The organism is Mycobacterium simiae (genome assembly GCF_008370645.1).
In the GTDB taxonomy this organism is placed as follows: domain Bacteria; phylum Actinomycetota; class Actinomycetes; order Mycobacteriales; family Mycobacteriaceae; genus Mycobacterium; species Mycobacterium simiae_A.
Map to the genome: position 1 here is coordinate 1 of NZ_VTZN01000596.1, position 326 is coordinate 326.

Below are 326 nucleotides of genomic sequence, written 5' to 3' on the forward strand. Positions count from 1 at the left end.
AAACGTTCTTCGGGGCGAAAACTCTCAAGGATCTTACCGCTGTTGAGATCCAGTTCGATGTAACCCACTCGTGCACCCAACTGATCTTCAGCATCTTTTACTTTCACCAGCGTTTCTGGGTGAGCAAAAACAGGAAGGCAAAATGCCGCAAAAAAGGGAATAAGGGCGACACGGAAATGTTGAATACTCATACTCTTCCTTTTTCAATATTATTGAAGCATTTATCAGGGTTATTGTCTCATGAGCGGATACATATTTGAATGTATTTAGAAAAATAAACAAATAGGGGTTCCGCGCACATTTCCCCGAAAAGTGCCACCTGACGT

Annotated in this window: 1 pseudogene; it reads right to left on the minus strand. The window is 42.3% G+C overall.

Annotation, left to right across the window (positions count from 1 at the left end):
• Window positions 1-191, minus strand: a pseudogene (locus tag F0Q45_RS27055) (TEM family class A beta-lactamase); the annotation flags it as partial.
• Between the last annotated feature and the right edge of the window lie 135 nt (window positions 192-326).